Here is a 15,083-nt window from a genome sequence, read left to right as displayed (position 1 = left end):
TGCCGATCCAAACGATGTCGAGCGTCGGAGGGGACACGGATGAGGTGTTCGGGAGCCGCCCGGAGGGCGGGGTCGGGTGGTGTTGCGGTCGGGGCGCTGGTGGGCGTACCGCCGGATGGTGGTGGTCGACGGTGAGCGCGGTGTGTCCGAGGCTGACCTCGATGGAGATGTGCAGGTGTCGGACGAGATGGCGGCGCACTTTCGGGACACGATGCTGGCGCACGCGAATGATCCGGAATCGGGGGCGTGCATACGGTGCGGGCGGAGTCGGTGTGACGAGTGGCGCTGGGCCTACGAGCGGCTGGTTCTCGCCGGTCGGCTCGACGATCTGCCGAAGCCGGCCGGAGCGGGCGACGACGCCGGCACTGCTGCTGGTCCGGGTGGTGCGTGATGGTGGCGATGGTGTGGGGTCGGGGTAGCTGGCGAACGGTGGACGGCATCGCCGAACTCGACGCGGTACTTGCCGATCTGGCGGCGATCTCGGCGAGGCCACAGGTGGTGGGGTTGTATCCGCCGAGGTTCCTGGAGCCGGACTTCTCCCTGGACGAACTGCTCGGCCTGCCGTCGTTGCAGCTCGGGATCGGGCACCCTGCCCGAGGGTTTCTGCTCTGGCTCGGTCCGGGGCATGGCCTGGGCTACGAGGTGGAGTTGCCGCCGTGGCCGAGTGGGGTACGGGAGATTGAGTTCGACCACGGGGGCGAACCGGTCTACTGCGGGCCGTACCGCGCGGCCGTGACTCCGGCCGCTGTCCGCGACGCAGCCCTGGAGTACGCCGCCACGGGTGCCCGGCCGGGTCGGGTGCTCTGGCGCGACGACTCGGCCGCTGAGCAGCACTCGGTCGATTAGGTGTGCACCGGGTAGCGGCGTCATGGCCGGCCACCGACGACTAACCGAGTTGATCGCTCTCGTTACACTGCGGATCACGGAGCAAGATCACCCCGGTTCCGCTCCGGAGCCAGAAGAGGAGATGCTGTAATGCCAGCGCTGTTTGTCTGCGCTCTCGTCCTTTTCGCCGCCGCCGTCCTGGGCGCGATATACAGCGTGTTTGCACCGCGCGGCACGAAGGGCCAAGTCCTGGGCGGTTCGGTGGGCGTGGCATTGCTCGCAATCGCTCTTACCATCGGCTCCTCGGCGAACTCCATCCCGGTACGCAACGTCGGCATCGTCACCTCCTTCAACAAGCCGACCGGAGAAATCACCGGCAGTGGCCTGAAGTGGGTCTCTCCGTGGGAGAAGGTCGGCGAGTGGGACGCGAGTCGGCAGAAGTACGACCACATCGGTGGTAACAACGCTGTAGCCGTACGCACCGGAACCCTCGCGAATGCGGGTGTCGAGCTGCTCATCGAGTGGCAGGTACGGTCGGAGAACGCCCCTCGGCAGTTCATGGACTACAAGGGAGACTTCGAGGCGTTCCGGGGCCAACGGGTCGGCGTCCAGCTCGACGGAGCGGTCAACGACGCCTTCGCCAGTTACAACCCGCTGGCCAACATCGACGCGAAGACCGGCAACCTCAACGTCGACCTCAAGCCGTTCGCCGACAAGGTGCAGACCTCGGCGCAGAGCCGGCTCGGCGAGGACATCGAAATCCTCTCCGTCACCATCATCCGGGTCAACCACGACGAGAAGACCGAAGCCAACATCAAGGTGTTCCAGGACAAGTTGGCGCAGGGCCGAAACCTCGACCAGGACCTGATCAACGCGGAGAAGCAGAAGGCGATCACCGAGAAGAACGCCCAGGTGGACAAGATCACCCGTTGTCTCGAAATCGCCGAGAGGACCGGCAGCAGCCCGGGGCTGTGCATCAACCCGGGAATCGTGACCGGTTCGAAGTGAGACGTCGCCGACGAGGTCCGTCAACCGGCCGTCGTACGCCGTGACGTGATGTGCGTCGTGTGACAGCCAGACCTCAGTACCCGGATCGGATATCAGCAGTGGGGCGGTCGGCAGTGCCGGCCTGACAGCCCACGGCCGGTCGGTCGCCGTACCAGATGGCGACCGACCGGCCGTTTTCGTGCGTTGGCGGTGCCGTCGGAAGAGGACGTTCTGGCGTGCCCCGGTGGGTCCTTCTCACGCGTCCGGGCCGGTGCCGACGATGTGGTCGCCGAAGGCGGCGGCGAGCGCCTTTGCGATCAACTCGGGCAGCTCGGTCCGTCCGTCGTCCTCGGCCCAGCGCATCACGGCCGTGTGCATGGCGGCCAGGCACGCGCTGGCCGCCGCCTGGGTGCGGAAGGCCGTTTCCGGATCGGTCGCATCGTCCGCGAGGGCTTCGACGATGGCCTGCTGAAGGGCGTAGTGGTTGTCCAGGTGCTTGGCCCGCAAGGCCGGCGTCGAGATCATGAGCCGGAGGCGGGCAAGGAGGAACTGCCCGTTCGCGGTCAGGTCGGCTCCGTGGCGGCCATCGGTCAACGTCGTGGCGGAGTCGATGAGCGCGTTGCCGATGCGACGGACCAGGGGCTGCGCGGCGGACGACGCGGCGATCCGCTCGGCGACCAGCCGGCCGTGCTGGTCGACGAGCACGAGGTCCTCCTTCGTGGGGAAGTGCCGATACACGGTCATGGGGGACACGCCTGCGGCCTCGGCGACGTCGGTCACGGTCGTGGCGTCGAAGCCGCGCTCGGTGAACAGCCGTACGGCGTGCCCCTGGATCGTGCGCTGCGTCTCAGCCCGCCGTTGCGCTCTCAGCGTTGAATGCTGCTCGGTCACGTGGTAGACACTACCGCAGTGGTAGTCACTAACAGTTCGGTAGTAACTAACATCGTGAGGTGGTTGGCATGAGTGATCTGACCGGCAGGACGGCCTTGGTGACGGGGGCATCGCGGGGCATCGGGCAGGCGATCGCGACCCGGCTGGCGGCGAAGGGGGCGATGGTCATCGTGCACTTCGGCACGGACAAGGACGGCGCGGCGGGGACGGTCGACGAGATCGAACGTGCCGGTGGAACCGCGCTCGTCGTCCGGGCGGAGCTGGGGGTGGATGGCGACGTCGAGACGCTCTTCGCGGGAGTCGAGGCCGGCCTGGCCGGGCGGCCGCTCGACATCCTCGTCAACAACGCGGCGGCTGCGCCCGCCGGCCCGCTCGGCGCCACGACGCGGGCGGAGTTCGACCACCTCTTCGCGGTGAACGTGCGAGCGCCGTACTTCATCATCCAGCGAGCATTGTCACTGCTCCCCGAGGGTGGCCGCATCATCACGATCTCGTCCGTGGCGACCCGGATGGCCAACCCCACCCAGACGTCCTTCGCGATGACCAAGGGCGCGGTCGAGACGATGAGCATGACCCTGGCCAACCAACTCGGGGTACGAGGAATCACGGTGAACGCGGTTGCCCCCGGCGCCACCCGGACCGCGACCAACGGATCGTTCTTCGAGGCGCCGGGTCTGGCCGAATTCATCGTTGGAACGACGGCGCTCGACCGGCTGGGCGCGTCCGACGACGTCGCCGACGTGGTCGCGTTCCTCGCCTCCGACGCCGCGCGCTGGATCACCGGTCAGGTCATCGACGCGAGTGGCGGCCTGTTCCTCGGACCGCGCGTCTGATCACAGACATCGACTGCTGAAAGTTGCCCCTTCAGTTGGCCTCCAGTTGGCCCCCAGTTCCGCTGAATAGCTTATGAGAGCAGGCCAGACGGGTCATCGGATGAATGCCCCGAAGGCCGCAGGCGGGCTCGGAAGCGGTGAGGGGCGTCGCGGCGTGGGCGGCTCGCGGTGGCGGATGCGCGGGGGAACGAGCCCGTCGATGGTGGGTGCCTTGGGGGACCGGCCGCCCGTGTTCGACCGGACAGTCCGGTCGAGCAACACAAGTTGGGGAGGAATCCGATGGAAAAGCGCGTCCGAAGAGGGATCGCCGCAGCCATTGCGTTGGTGTCGGCGACGGCGGCAGTCGTGGTCGGAGTCGCGGGCAACAGTTCGGCCGCGAGCGCCGGGCTACAGGCGTACGGGATCACGGCCAATGGGCGGCAACTGCTCGCGTTCACCACCGACGACCCCACGGTGAACAGTTGGGTCAGGAACGTGACGGGGCTCAGTGTCGACACCGCCCTGATCGGGATCGACTTCCGGGTACAGGACGGTCTCCTGTACGGCGTCGGCAACTACGGCGGCGTCTACACGATCTCGATCCCTGGCGCGGTCCTCAAGAAGGTCTCCCAACTCAGCGTTGCGCTGCACGGGACGATGTTCGGGGTGGACTTCAACCCGGCGGCGAACCGGCTGCGGGTGATCAGTGACACCGGCCAGAACCTGCGGCACAACATCAACGACGGTTCCACCGCCGGCACCACAGTGGTGGACAAGGGCCTGACCACCCCGCCGTCGACCGCGGCGGCTACCGGGGTCACCGCCGCCGCGTACACGAACAACGACCTGAACTCCGATACCGCGACCACGCTGTTCGACCTCAACACGGTCTCGGATCAGGTCGTCATCCAGTCACCGGCCAACGACGGTCTGCTGGCCCCGACCGGCCGGCTCGGCCCGGACGCGGGCCCCAACGCGGGGTTCGACATCTACAGCGACCTGGTCAACGGCAAGACCGTCTCGCTGACGGGGTTCGCTGTGCTGATGCTCACGGACGGCTCGGCCACGTTCGCCACCGTGGACCTGCTCACCGGGGCCGCGAGCATCGTCGGGGAGTTCCCGCTGCCCGTCGCCGATGTCGCCGTCGAACTCGACGTGAGCTGACACCCGCGTAAGTCGACCGATGACGATGAGCCCGCCCCGGTGCCCACCCCGGGGCGGGCGTCGCCGTCCTCAGCAGCACGTCTGTATCGGCACTAACCCTTCGCTACGTCCGCTTGCGGCCGAATGCCAGGATCGTGACCATGCGGGATCTGCGGGACCACGGGGTCGAAGAGCAGAAAAGGCACACTCCGCCGGCCGGGTGGGACGTCATCCGGCCGGTACCCCGACTGTTGCGGGAGAACGCCCGGCGGTACGGGGACCGGACGGCGTTCGCGGACGGTCGGCGTGTGGTGACGTGGCGCGGAATCGAGCGGCGGAGTGCGCGCCTCGCCGCCGGACTGGGCGTCCCGCGTGGTGCCCGGGTCGCGTTCTGTCTCGACGGCGGCGTCGACCTGGTGGAGGTGCTCTTCGCATCGGTACGGGCCGCGGCGGTCGGTGTTCCGATAAGTCCACAGTGCACGTCTGGCGAGTTGGTGACCTTGCTCGCCGACTGCCGACCGGCGGTACTGGTGATCGACGAGCGGCGGCTCGGCCAGGTTGTCGGGCTGACGGCGGGACGTCGTCCGATCCGGCTCGTGGTGGCCGGGGACGGGCCGCTGCCGCCCGGCGTGCTGAGACTGAGCGACCTGGTGGACGGTGCCGACGGCCCCGAGGAGGAGCCGGGCGGAACCGCCCCGGACGACCTGGGTCTCGACGAACCGGCTTTCATGCTCTACACCTCCGGAACGACCGGCGCGGCCAAGGGCGCGGTCTCGACCCAGCGGGCCGCCCTGTGGTCGGCGGTCACCTGCTACGGGCCGGTGCTCGGACTGACGTCGGACGACCACCTCCTGTGGCCACTGCCGATGGCACACAGCTTCGCCCACTCGCTCTGCGTGCTGGGCGTCACGGTGGCCGGCGCGAGCGCGCGGATCGTCGGACGGGCCGACCCGGCGACGGTGGCGCGGCTCATCGCCGAGGAGAAGCCGACCGTCATCGCCGGAGTGCCGACGACGTACCGTCAGTTGCTGGACGCCGGGCCGCCGGCCGCGTCGGCGCTGCGGATCTGCCTGACCGCCGGGGCGGTCAGCGACCCGGCGCTGCGGGCGGACGTCGAGACGATGCTCGGCGCCCCACTGCTGGACTGCTACGGCAGCACCGAGACCTGCGGCATGATCGCGGTGGAGCCGGCGGTGGGACCCCGGGTGAGCGGTACGAGCGGTCCGCCCGCCCCCGGTGTCGAGGTGCGGCTGGTCGCTCCCGCGACGGGCCGACCGGCGGCGCCCGGCGCGGACGGTGAGGTCTGGGTCCGGGGCCCCAACCTCATGCTCGGGTACCACGAGCGGCCGCAGGCGACGGCGGAGGTCCTGCGGGACGGGTGGTATCGCACCGGTGACCTGGGCCGGATCGACGACCACGGACACCTGAGCGTGGTCGGACGGGCCAGCGACCTGATCATTCGGGGCGGTGCCAACGTGGACCCGGCCGAGGTCGAGCAGACGCTCCAGGGCATGCCCGGAGTACGCGACGCCGCTGTCGTCGCACGGGCCCATCCGCTCCTGGGCGAGGTCCCGGTGGCCTTCGTGGTGCCGGCGGACCAGACCACCGACCCGGCCGGCCTGCTACGGGAGTGCGCGAAGGCACTGTCCGCGCACAAGGTTCCGGAGGAGATCGTCTTCACCCCACTGATCCCGCGTACCGCATCCGGCAAGCCCCGGCGCCGTATCCTGCGGGAGGCTCTCGCGGCCGGCTCGTCGCCCGACCCGGCCCGGATCGCGGGCCTGACCCCGGGGGAACGCCGGGCCGCGCTGGCGGAACTCGTCCGTGCCGAGGTCGCGGCGATCGCCGGCCCGGTCGTCGAGATGACGACGGCGTTCGCGGACCTCGGCATGACGTCGATGGGCGCCATGACGGTGTGGCACCGGCTCAGCCTGCGTACCGGCCTGCGGCTGCCGACGACGATCATGTGGGACCATCCGAGCCCGGCGGCCCTGGTGGCGTACCTGGACACCCGGTTGGCCGGTGCCGTTCCGGTGACGGCCACCCCGCGGCCGAGACCCGTGACCGAACCGGTCGCGATCGTCGCGGTCGGCTGCCGGTACCCGGGCGGCGTGCGTTCGCCCGAACAGTTGTGGCGGCTCGTCGCCGACGGCGTGGACGCCACCAGCGACTTCCCCACCGATCGCGGCTGGGACGTCGAGGCCCTCTACGACACCGACCCGGACCGGATCGGGACGACGTACACCCGCCGGGGTGGCTTCCTGCACGACGCGGCGGACTTCGACCCGGCGTTCTTCGGTATCTCGCCCCGGGAGGCCCTCGCCACGGATCCGCAGCACCGGCTGCTACTGGAGGTCGCCTGGGAGGTGTTCGAACGCGCCGGTATTCCCGCGCCGAGCCTGCGCGGCACCGACACCGGGGTGTTCGTCGGGCTCATGCACGGCGACTACGCGAGCCGGGTGGCCACGCACGAACTGGAGTCGCATCTGGGCATCGGTTCGGCCGGCAGCGTGGGATCCGGGCGGATCGCCTACGTGCTGGGGCTGCGCGGCCCGACGATGACCATCGACACGGCATGCTCGTCGTCGCTCGTCGCGATGGACCTCGCCGCGAAGGCGTTGCGGACGGGTGAGTGCTCGTTGGCCCTTGCCGGTGGCGCGACGGTGATGGCGACGCCACGGCCGTTCATCGCGTTCAGCCGACAACGGGGGCTCGCCCCGGACGGCCGGTGCCGCTCCTTCGCCGCCGGCGCCGACGGCACCGCGTGGGCCGAGGGAGCCGGGCTCGTCCTGCTGGAACGCCTCGACGACGCGCGTCGCAACGGCCACCCGGTGCTCGCGATCCTGCGCGGGAGCGCGGTGAACTCCGACGGCGCCTCGAACGGTCTCACCGCGCCCAACGGCGAGGCGCAGCGGGATCTCATCCGCATCGCACTCGCCGACGCGGGACTGCGCGGCTCGGACGTGGATGTCGTGGAGGGGCACGGCACGGGCACCCGGCTCGGCGACCCGATCGAGGCGACCGCCCTCCTCGCCACGTACGGGCAGGACCGGAACGATCCGGTCTGGCTGGGTTCGGTGAAGTCGAACCTCGGACACACCCAGGCGGCGGCGGGCATCGCCGGGGTGATCAAGATGATCGAGGCGATGCGTCACCGGCAACTGCCCCGGTCGCTGTACGCCGACGAGCCGTCACCACACGTCGACTGGACCGCCGGGGCGGTACGGCTGCTCGACGCGGCACGGCCGTGGCCCGCCGACGGGCGGCCACGACGGGCGGCGGTCTCGTCGTTCGGCATCGGTGGGACCAACGCGCACGTGATCCTCGAGGAGCCACCCGCCGGGGTCGCGCCGTCGACCGCGTCGTCGGCCGTACCGTCGACCGCGTCGTCGGCCCTACCGCCGGCCGTACCGTCGACCGTGTCGTCGGTCGCGCGGGAGTCCTTCTGGGACGCCGCGCCCTGGCTGCTCGGCGGCGCCGACGAGGCCGGGCTGCGGGCGTACGCTGGCCGGCTCGCCGAGGCGCCACCCGAGGCGTCCCCGCTGGACGTCGGGTACTCGTTGGCCACCGGGCGGGCCGCGCTCGGACACCGGGCGGCGGTACGGGCCGGTGACGTCGCCGGCCTGCGCGACCTCGCTCGTGGGCTACCCAACGCCGACGTCCGGCGGGCAACCGCGCGACGCGACCCGCGCCTGGCGTTCCTGTTCACCGGGCAGGGCGCGCAGCGGCTCGGAATGGGACGCCAGCTGGCGGCGGCCTTCCCCCGGTTCGCCGAGGTCTACGACGAGGTGTGCGTCGCGTTCACGCCCCAGCTGGACAGGCGGCTGCGGGACGTGGTCGACGGTCCGGACGCCGAGTTGCTGGACCGCACGGACTACGCCCAGCCGGCCCTGTTCGCGTTCGAGGTGGCGCTGCACGCGTTGTACGACGCGTGCGGGGTCCGCCCCGATCACCTTGCCGGACACTCGATCGGCGAACTCGTGGCCGCGCACGTCGCGGGCGTACTGTCCCTGCCGGACGCCGTGCGGCTGGTCGCGGCGCGGGGGCGGCTGATGGCCGCCCTGCCCGCCGGCGGAGTGATGGTCGCCGTCCGGGCCACCCCGGCCGAGGTGGAGAAACTCCTCGAGGAGGCCGGCGGTCAGGTCGGTCTGGCCGCCGTCAACGGCCCGGAGTCCGTGGTGCTGTCCGGTGCCGCGGATGCCGTGGCAGGGCTGGTCGCACGGCTCGGGCGCCGCTCCAACCGGCTGCGGGTGAGCCATGCGTTCCATTCACCGCTGCTCGATCCGATGCTGGCCGACTTCCGGGCGGTGGCCGAGTCGGTGACCTACCACCGGCCCTCGGTGCCCGTGGTGTCCGGGCTGACCGGGCGGTCCGACCCGGACGCGCTCGCCAGTGCCGACTACTGGGTCCGGCAGGCCCGCGAGACGGTTCGGTACGCCGATGCGGTGGCCTGGCTGGACGGTGCGGGGACGTCCGCCTACCTCGAGGTGGGGCCGGCCGCGGTCCTCGGAGTTCTCGCGCAGCGGTGTGTCGCGGCGGACTCGGACGCCGTCTTCGCGTCCGGTATCCGGTCCGGAACTGCCGAGGTCGCGGGTGTCCTCGACGCGCTGGCGACGCTGCACGTACACGGCGTGTCGGTGGACTGGCAGGTGGCGTACGCGGACAGCGGCGCCGACCGGTGCGACCTGCCGACGTACCCCTTCCAGCGCCAGCGTTACTGGCTGGACGGCACCCCGCCGGCCGGTACGGCGGCGCACCCGTTGCTCGGCGACCCGCAGCCGGGCGCCGACGGACCACAGGTCCGGCACTCCGGTGTGCTCTCCGCCTTCCGCCAGTCCTGGCTCGCGGACCACGTGATCGGAGACGACGTCGTCGTGCCGGCGGCCGTGCTCGCCGAGTTGGCGTTTTGGGCGGCAGGCGCGGGGGAGACGGCCGTCCGGCTGGCCGAGTTGACGATCTCCGCACCGCTGGTGCTGTCCGGTCCACTGGACGTCCAGGTCGTCATGGAGGCACCGGACGGGACCGGCGACCGCTCGATGACCATCTGGGCCCGCCCCGATGGTTCACCGGAGCCGTGGGCCCGGCATGCCACCGCCACCAGCACGGCCCCGACCGGTCGTGCCCCGACGGCACCGGCCGACTGGCCGCCGCCCGGTGCCGGGCCGGTGACCGTCGACTACGAGCGGCTCGAGGCGGCGGGATTCGGCTACGGGCCGGCGTTCCGGGCGGTCACCGCGCTGTGGCGCGACGGCGACGTCGTCCATGCCGAACTGTCCCTGCCACCGGGGGAGGCCACCGCCGGCCGGTACGGCCTGCACCCGGTACTGCTCGACGCGGCTCTGCACGCCAGCCTGCTGGCCAACCCGACGGACAAGCTGCGGGTACCGTTCACGCTCCGTGGCGTGGAGTTGCACGCCACCGGAGCCACCGCGGCGCGGGCGACGCTGTCCCCGATCAAGCCGGACGAGGTGCGGGTCACCGTCACGGACCAGCGGGGTCGGCCCGTTGCCACGATCGACTCGCTCGTCACCAGGGAGGTCGAGGTGGCGAGCGCGGTGCGCGCGACGGCTCGGCGGGCGTTGCACCGGGTGGACTGGGTGCCGGCGCCGTCGGCCGGGGACAGCGGCCCGTACGAGCTGTTCCGCCCCGCCGCTCCCGCCGACCGCGACGCTCCCGCCCGGGTACGCCTGCTGCTCGACAGCACCCTCGCCCGCCTCACCGACTGGCTCGCCGCCGACCGGCCGGGACGCCTCGTCGTGGTTACCGAACGCGCCACCGGACCCGATCCGGATCCGGCCGCGGCGGCGGTGTGGGGTCTGGTCGGCAGCGCCCAGTCGGAGCATCCCGGCCGCTGTGCCGTTGTCGACGTGTGCGGGATGCCCGAGTCGGACGAAGCGCTGGACCGGGCGGCCGCGTTGGCCGAACCACGGCTCGCGGTCCGGGGCGGAACCATCCTCGCGCCACGGCTCGCCCGCTCGGATGCCGCCGAGGGCACTCCGCCGGCCCTGGACCCGGACGGCACGGTACTGGTCACCGGCGGCACCGGAGCCCTCGGCGCGATCCTGGTCCGTCACCTCGTCGCCGAGTACGGAGTCCGCCACCTGGTACTCGCCAACCGGCAGGGGACGGTTCCCGCCTGGGTGGACGAACTCCCGGCACGGGTGAGGGTCACCGCCTGCGACGTCGCCGACCGGTCGGCGGTCGACGCCCTGGTCGCCTCCTGCGGGCCGGACCTGACCGCCGTGTTCCATCTCGCCGGCGTCCTCGACGACGGCGTCCTGACCGCCATGTCGGCGCAGCGGATCGCTGCCGTACTGGCGCCGAAGGCGGACGCCGCCTGGCACCTGCACGAGGCCACCCGGGGCCTCGATCTCGCGGCGTTCGTCACGTACTCGTCGGCGTCCGGCGTGCTCGGCCGGCCCGGTCAGGCCAACTACGCGGCCGCGAACACGTTCCTGGACGCGCTGGCCGGACACCGTCGCGCCCGAGGGTTGCCCGCGCAGTCGTTGGCGTGGGGCCTCTGGTCGGTCGACGACGACGCCGGGGGAATGTCCGGGCAGGTGGCGACGGACGCGGCCCGGCGGCAGTTGACCGACGGCGGCATCCGCGCGCTGACCCCGGCGCAGGGCATGGCGCTGTTCGACCGGGCGATGCGCAGCACCGAGCCGGTGCTCGTGCCGGTCGTGCTGGACGTGCGGGCCCTGGCCGGTGTCGCCGTGCCGCCGATCCTCAGCGGCCTGGCGCCGGTCGCCCCGGCGGGGACTTCCGGGGCCGGGGCCGCCGACGCGGAGGTCGGCGCCTGGCGAGAAACCCTTGCCGGGCTGCCGGCAACACGCCGCGAGGCAGCCCTGTCGACGTTGATCCGGGCCGAGATCGCCGCCGTTCTGGGTTTCCCGGACGTGGCGTCGTTCGCCGCGGACCGGCACTTCGGCGAACTGGGCTTCGACTCGCTGGCTGCGGTCCAGGTCCGTAACCGGCTCAGCGCATTCACCGGGGTACGGCTGGAGGCGACGGTCGCCCTGGACCATCCGACCCTGGCGGAGCTGACGGCGCACGTGTACGCGGTCCTGGCCGAGACCCTGCCGACGACGGAGGCGGGTACGGAGGACGAACCGACGCCCGAGACGGGTACGGAGGACGAACCGACGCCCGAGGCGGGACCGGGCCACGGGCCGACGGCGGAGGAGCCGGTCCGAACGGAGCGGTTCACCGCGATCTACCGTCGGGTCATCCGCGACCGGGGCGCAACCGAGGCGATGGCGCTGCGGTACCTCGCCTCGTACGGGCTGCCGACGTTCGGCATGGACGAGAGGGGACAGCATGCCGTCGCGCCGGTGCGCCTGGCTGCCGGTGACCCGCACCGACCGGTTCTGCTGTTCTTTCCCGGCTATCTCACCCTGGCCGATCCGACCCCGCACGGCCTGGCCCGGGCTCTCGACGGCGAATTCGACCTGCACATGCTCGCCAACCCCGGCTTCGGTGCCCGTCGCGACATCCCGGACAGCGTCGCCACGCTGGCCCGGCTGCACGCCGACACGATCCGTGCGCTCGCCGGCGACAGGCCGGTCGTCCTCGTCGGGGAGTGCACCGGCGGCGGGGTCGCGCACGCCGTCGCCGGGCAGCTCGCGGCCGATGGCATGCCGCCCGCCGCCGTGGTCCTCGTCGACACCCATCACGGGGCCACCGCCCGGGACGACAGACGGTCGCTCGCGCTGGTGGCGGCGGACGGCAACCGCCCGGAGGAACTCTTCCACGGCTACTTCTCGGACGCCACGATGATTGCCGGCGGCGCGTACGTGCGGATCTTCGACGGTTGGCAGCCCGATCCCTCGCCGGTGCCGACGCTGCTGCTGCGCGCCGCACCGACCCGGGAGATGCTCGACGCCGATCCCGACGGGGACTGGCTGCCGCGCTGGCCGTTACCGCACCGGTCCGCCGACATCCGTGGTGATCACTACACGGTGTTCGGCGACGATGCCGACACGACGGCCGCTGCCATGCGTACCTGGCTACGCGACGTCTCTCAAGGAGGACTCGGATGACCCAGACCTACGACGTGGTGGTCGTCGGTGGCGGCCCGGCCGGATCTACCGCCGCGACCGTTGTCGCGATGCGCGGACACCGGGTGCTGCTGCTGGAGAAGCAGACGTTTCCGCGGTACCAGATCGGTGAGTCGCTGCTTCCCTCCACGGTGCACGGTCTGTGCCGGATCCTGGGCGTGGCGGACGAGGTCGCACGGGCCGGCTTCACCCTCAAGCGCGGCGGCACGTTCCGATGGGGCCGCAATCCCGAGCCGTGGCAGTTCTCGTTCGCCATGTCGCCCCGGCTGCCGGAGCCGACCTCGACGGCCTTCCAGGTCGAGCGCTCCCGGTTCGACGAGATCCTGCTGCGCAACGCCGCCCGCGTCGGCGTCGACGTCAGGCAGGGATGCCAGGTCCGTGGGGTCCTGGAGGCCACGGACCGGGTCCGGGGCGTCGAGTACGAGGCCGCCGACGGCACCCGGCACACCGTGGACGCCCGCTACGTCGTCGACGCCTCCGGCAACACCAGCCGGATCCACGGCCGGGTCGGTGGATCCCGGACCTACTCCGACTTCTTCCGCAACCTTGCCGTCTTCGGCTACTTCGCCGGTGGGCAGCGGTTGCCGGAACCGAACGCCGGCAACATCTTCTGCGCCGCCTTCGACGCGGGCTGGCTCTGGTACATCCCGCTGCGGGACGATCTGACCAGCGTCGGCGCCGTCATCGCCGAGGAGCACCGGGCATCCGTCCAGCGCGATCCGACCGCCGCCTGGCGCTCCATGATCGAGAGGTGTCCCGAGGTCGCCGACAAACTCGTGGGCGTGCCGACCGCCACGGAGCCGCCGTACGACCAGGTGCGGGTCCGCAAGGACTACTCGTACTGGAAGCGGTCCTTCTGGACTCCCGGCATGGTGCTGGTCGGCGATGCCGCGTGCTTCGTCGACCCGGTGCTGTCCTCGGGGGTGCACCTCGCGACCTACGGGGCACTGCTCGCCGCACGGTCGATCAACGCCTGCCTCGCCGGCACCGTTGCCGAGGAGCGGAGCTTCGCCGAGTTCGAGGCCCGGTACCGTCGTGAGTACGGCGTCTTCTACGAGTTCCTGGTGTCCTTCTACGACATGCAGCGCGACGAGCAGTCGTACTTCTGGCAGGCGAAGAAGGTCACCGCCGTGGACGCCACCGAGACCGCCGCCTTCGCCGAACTCGTCGGCGGCCTTCTGCCGGGTGAGACCGGCGTCGGGGTCCGGTTGGCCGACGCGTCGGCGGACCTGGATCGCGCGGTCGACCGGTTGGCGACCGCCGACGACCGGCGCAACCCGCTGTACACGTCGCGGACCGTCGGCGAGACCTTCCGGCAGGGCCGCAACCTCCAGGAGGAGGCCCTGTACGGAGCACCCCTCGACGACACCGAACCGCCGGTTCCGAACGGTCTCGCGTTGGCGAAGGACGGGCTCGCTTGGATCGCCTGAGATGCCTGTTCGGTGACCCGGCCGCTGTGCCGCACCCGCTCGGTGTCGTCCGGTACGGCACGGTCGCGACAGCACCGTCGGTCCGGTCCGGGACGCCGACCGTCGACCTGCACCTCGTCCGGGACCCCGCGCAGGCCGTCACCGAGGTCTGGACCACCGACCGGCCGGTGAGCGTCGGCTCCCGCGACGGAATCGCCTTCGGCCACGACGGGAGGTACGTCTTCTGCGCGGGCCGGGTGCCGGCCGCGGCCCGGTACGCCCCGGGAGTCCGGCAGGCGTACCGCCGTGCCTTCGGCCTGCTGGTCGACCTCGGATACCCGTACGTGGTCCGGATGTGGAATTTCGTCGGCCGGATCAACGAGCCCAACGCCGACGGGCTGGAGATCTACCGTGACTTCTGCCGGGGGCGGGCGGAGGCCTTCGACAGCTCACCCCTGCCCCGCGACACACTGCCCGCCGCCACCGGCGTCGGCGCCCACACCGAGGGTGTCACGTTCTACCTGCTGGCCCGCCGCGCTGCCGGGCACGTCGCCGTCGAGAACCATCGCCAGGTCCCGGCCTACCACTACCCCGACCGGTACGGGCCCCGGCCGCCCAGCTTCGCCCGAGCGAGCCGGCTGCCCGACGGCGAGCTCCTCATCTCGGGCACCGCCAGCATCCTCGGCCACGCGACCGTCCACCCGGGAGACGTCGTGGCCCAGTGCCGCACCACCCTGGCGAACCTCGCGACACTCGCCGCCGACCTCAGTGCGTTGCAGGCCGTCAAGGTGTACGTCCGACACACTGGTGACCTCGACGCGGTACGCCGGCTGTGCACCGAGGTGTTCGTCGGTGACGTCGCCTACCTCGTCACCGACCTGTGTCGCACCGACCTCCTCGTAGAGATGGAGGGGATGTCCCCGCGCGTCCGCCGTCAGGTCTCCGTGCCGGTGTGA

General features: G+C 71.4%; 9 protein-coding genes. 8 read left to right on the top strand and 1 reads right to left on the bottom strand.

Annotated elements, in window-relative coordinates; genetic code table 11:
• Positions 1-76 precede the first annotated feature (76 nt).
• The 3 genes from ACFP2T_RS07845 to ACFP2T_RS07835 all read left to right on the top strand — a co-directional run bounded on the left by ACFP2T_RS07845 (position 77) and on the right by ACFP2T_RS07835 (position 1,833).
• Positions 77-391 (top strand): hypothetical protein, encoded by a 315-nt coding sequence (locus tag ACFP2T_RS07845; RefSeq protein WP_377419186.1) that lies wholly within the window; start codon positions 77-79, stop codon positions 389-391.
• Positions 391-846 carry an Imm1 family immunity protein gene (locus ACFP2T_RS07840; RefSeq protein ID WP_377419184.1) on the top strand — a complete coding sequence of 152 codons (456 nt, stop codon included), beginning with the start codon at positions 391-393 and terminating at the stop codon, positions 844-846. Before ACFP2T_RS07845 ends, ACFP2T_RS07840 begins: the two co-directional genes overlap by 1 nt.
• A 129-nt stretch (positions 847-975) precedes the next feature.
• Positions 976-1,833, top strand: coding sequence for an SPFH domain-containing protein (locus ACFP2T_RS07835; protein ID WP_377419182.1), 858 nt, complete (start codon positions 976-978; stop codon positions 1,831-1,833).
• Positions 1,834-2,067: 234 nt separating this feature from the next.
• On the opposite strand, the gene ACFP2T_RS07830 is transcribed toward ACFP2T_RS07835, so the two are convergent.
• Complete coding sequence (locus ACFP2T_RS07830) at positions 2,068-2,814, bottom strand: TetR/AcrR family transcriptional regulator (protein ID WP_377419180.1); 747 nt, start codon at positions 2,812-2,814, stop codon at positions 2,068-2,070.
• Here ACFP2T_RS07830 and ACFP2T_RS07825 point away from each other — a divergent pair.
• The 5 genes from ACFP2T_RS07825 to ACFP2T_RS07805 all read left to right on the top strand — a co-directional run bounded on the left by ACFP2T_RS07825 (position 2,772) and on the right by ACFP2T_RS07805 (position 15,083).
• Positions 2,772-3,536 (top strand): SDR family oxidoreductase, encoded by a 765-nt coding sequence (locus tag ACFP2T_RS07825; RefSeq protein WP_377419179.1) that lies wholly within the window; start codon positions 2,772-2,774, stop codon positions 3,534-3,536. The two genes, ACFP2T_RS07830 and ACFP2T_RS07825, sit on opposite strands and share 43 nt — an antisense overlap.
• A 279-nt stretch (positions 3,537-3,815) precedes the next feature.
• Positions 3,816-4,679 (top strand): DUF4394 domain-containing protein, encoded by an 864-nt coding sequence (locus tag ACFP2T_RS07820; RefSeq protein ID WP_377419177.1) that lies wholly within the window; start codon positions 3,816-3,818, stop codon positions 4,677-4,679.
• A 140-nt stretch (positions 4,680-4,819) separates the two neighbouring features.
• A complete protein-coding gene (locus ACFP2T_RS07815; protein ID WP_377419175.1) occupies positions 4,820-12,700 on the top strand; it encodes an SDR family NAD(P)-dependent oxidoreductase in 7,881 nt (2,626 codons plus the stop codon).
• Positions 12,697-14,148 carry a tryptophan 7-halogenase gene (locus ACFP2T_RS07810; protein ID WP_377419173.1) on the top strand — a complete coding sequence of 484 codons (1,452 nt, stop codon included), beginning with the start codon at positions 12,697-12,699 and terminating at the stop codon, positions 14,146-14,148. The genes ACFP2T_RS07815 and ACFP2T_RS07810 overlap by 4 nt, the downstream gene beginning before the upstream one ends.
• Positions 14,136-15,083 (top strand): FkbO/Hyg5 family chorismatase, encoded by a 948-nt coding sequence (locus tag ACFP2T_RS07805; protein WP_377419171.1) that lies wholly within the window; start codon positions 14,136-14,138, stop codon positions 15,081-15,083. The genes ACFP2T_RS07810 and ACFP2T_RS07805 overlap by 13 nt, the downstream gene beginning before the upstream one ends.

Origin of the sequence: Plantactinospora solaniradicis (assembly GCF_042658085.1) — a bacterium.
Taxonomy (GTDB): Bacteria; Actinomycetota; Actinomycetes; order Mycobacteriales; family Micromonosporaceae; genus Plantactinospora; species Plantactinospora solaniradicis.
This window is presented reverse-complemented; position numbering and strand designations above follow the sequence as displayed.

Bases quoted from the DNA above. Each gene is read 5' to 3' on its own strand.
- ACFP2T_RS07810 (WP_377419173.1), top strand. From the start codon at position 12,697: ATGACCCAGACCTACGACGTGGTGGTCGTCGGTGGCGGCCCGGCCGGA.
- ACFP2T_RS07835 (WP_377419182.1), top strand. From the start codon at position 976: ATGCCAGCGCTGTTTGTCTGCGCTCTCGTCCTTTTCGCCGCCGCCGTC.
- ACFP2T_RS07820 (WP_377419177.1), top strand. From the start codon at position 3,816: ATGGAAAAGCGCGTCCGAAGAGGGATCGCCGCAGCCATTGCGTTGGTG.
- ACFP2T_RS07815 (WP_377419175.1), top strand. From the start codon at position 4,820: ATGCGGGATCTGCGGGACCACGGGGTCGAAGAGCAGAAAAGGCACACT.
- ACFP2T_RS07830 (WP_377419180.1), bottom strand. From the start codon at position 2,814: ATGCCCCCGTCACCAAGGCCGTCCTGCCGGTCAGATCACTCATGCCAA.
- ACFP2T_RS07840 (WP_377419184.1), top strand. From the start codon at position 391: ATGGTGGCGATGGTGTGGGGTCGGGGTAGCTGGCGAACGGTGGACGGC.
- ACFP2T_RS07825 (WP_377419179.1), top strand. From the start codon at position 2,772: ATGAGTGATCTGACCGGCAGGACGGCCTTGGTGACGGGGGCATCGCGG.